Annotated in this window: 2 protein-coding genes; both read right to left on the reverse strand. The window is 73.2% G+C overall.

Features of this window, described 5'->3' with window-relative positions:
- Nucleotides 1-466: 466 nt before the first annotated feature.
- Nucleotides 467-1,639 carry an acetoin utilization protein AcuC gene (locus MTQ10_RS29915; protein WP_247473671.1) on the reverse strand — a complete coding sequence of 391 codons (1,173 nt, stop codon included), beginning with the start codon at nucleotides 1,637-1,639 and terminating at the stop codon, nucleotides 467-469.
- Nucleotides 1,590-2,220, reverse strand: a 631-nt coding sequence (locus MTQ10_RS29920) for an MFS transporter (protein ID WP_247473674.1), incomplete at its 5' end; no start/stop codon positions are given. The genes MTQ10_RS29920 and MTQ10_RS29915, both read right to left, overlap by 50 nt.

Below are 2,220 nucleotides of genomic sequence, written 5' to 3' on the forward strand. Positions count from 1 at the left end.
CCCCGAGACCCCCCGAGAACCCACGGTCGGAGTAACGGTTCACCAGATGCAACGAGCCACCACAGCTACGGCCGAGCAGGCTGACGCAGCTGCGGGCAATCATGCCGCTGGGGCGGCGCATCCCCACGCAGCCGCAGGCAGTCGCGCCGCAGGCACAGCCTGCCCACCCTGGCAGCGACGAGGGCCGGGGACGCATCCCCACGCAGCCGCGGGCAGTCGCGCCGCAGGCCGCTGGAGGCCCCCTGCTCGAGCGATGTCGAGAGCTTGGGGGAAGGTGGGCGCCGGGGGTACCCCCTCCGGGGGAGGCACCCCGTACGCGCCGGGTGACGCGACCGACCCCCGCGCCCGCACCCACGCCGGGTGACCGTCACACGCCGGGGCGCAGACCCACCCCCAGCGGCACGCCGGCCACCCAGCACGCCGGCGGCAAAGGGCCCCACACCGCACCGGCCACCGCCACCCCGCGCTAAGCCAAGAGCCCCCGCACCGGGAACACCGCCCGCCGCGTCGCCAGCACCGCCTGATCCAACCGGTCGGCAGGGTCGTACCCCGCCTCCCACTCGGCCCACCCCACAGGCCACCGCCCATCGGTCATCCGCCCCGGCGCCAGCTGCCGCGTCCGCGCGAACACCTCCCGCCGCCACTCCTCCGGCACCACCGTCTCCGGCTCCACGGGCCGCCCCGCCGCGATCCCCACCAGATGCGTCCATGACCGAGGCACGACCTCCACCACGGCGTACCCGCCACCCCCCAGCGCGACCCACCGCCCGTCGGCGTACTCGTGCGCCAGCTCATGGCAGGCCACCTGCACGGCCCGCTGCGCGTCCAGCGACACCGCCAGATGCGCCAGCGGATCCTCGAAGTGCGTGTCCGCCCCGTGCTGCGTCACCAGCACCTGCGGCCGGAAGTCGGCCAGCAGCTCCGGCACCACCGCGTGAAAGGCCCGCAGCCACCCCGCATCCCCGGTCCCCGCCGGCAACGCCACGTTCACCGCGGACCCTTCCGCCGCGTCCCCGCCGGTCTCCTCCGGCCACCCGGTCTGCGGGAACAGCGTCCGAGGATGCTCGTGCAGCGACACCGTCAGCACCCGCGGATCGTCCCAGAACGCGGCCTGCACCCCGTCCCCGTGATGCACGTCCACATCCACGTACGCCACCCGCTCCGCACCCAGCTCCAGCAGCCGCGCGATCGCCAGCGCCGCGTCGTTGTAGATGCAGAACCCGGACGCCGCGCCCGGCATCGCATGGTGCAGCCCGCCCGCGAAGTTCACCGCGTGCAGCGCGTCCCCGCGCCACACGGCCTCCGCCGCCCCCACCGACTGGCCGGCGATCAGCGCGGACACCTCGTGCATCCCGGCGAACGCCGGATCGTCGACCGTACCCAGCCCGTACGACTGGTCCGCGGCCGACGGGTCCGCCGACGCGGCTTTCACCGCGGCGATGTAGTCCTCCCGGTGGACCAGCCGCAGCGTCGACTCCCCGGCCGGCTTGGCCGCCACCACGTGCATGTCCTTGTCCAGCCCGAAGGCGTCGACAAGCCGTTTCGTCAGGCCCAGCCGGACCGGGTCCATCGGATGGTCCGGACCGAAGTCATAGCCCGTTACTGCCTCGTCCCACATCAGCTGTGCGCGGCCGCTCATGCCCGCCACCGTATCGGTCCGGTTGAGCGGCGAACGACCGGGCGTACACCAGTGTCACCAGCACCAACGCCATCGGCACCAGCATCGCCCCGCGATAGCTCCACGCGTCGCCGAGCGCCCCCACCAACGGCGAACCGACCAGGAACCCCACATAATTGAAGACGTTCAGCCGGGCGACCGCCGCGTCCGACGCCCCCGGGAACAGCCGCCCCGCAGCCGCGAAAGTCTGCGGTACGAGCACGCACAACCCCAGCCCCACCAGCGTGAAGCCGAGCATCCCCGGCCACGCCCCGGGCGCCCCGGCCACCACCGCGAACCCGCCCGCCGCCACCACCGCACCGGCCCGTACGACGGCCGCGGCGCCGAACCTCCGTACCCCGAAGTCCCCGATGGACCGCCCCAGCAGGGTCGTCACCATGTACACGTTGTACGGCACCGTCGCGAGCTGCTCGCTGCTGCCGAGCACGTCCTGCAGATACTTCGCGCTCCAGTTGGAGACGGTCGAGTCCCCGATATAGGCGAAGGTCATCACCAGACACAGCGGCAGCAGCACCCGGAACACCACGGCCCCGCCCCCGGGC

This window comes from Streptomyces sp. XM83C (assembly GCF_023072675.1).
GTDB lineage: Bacteria > Actinomycetota > Actinomycetes > Streptomycetales > Streptomycetaceae > Streptomyces > Streptomyces thermocoprophilus.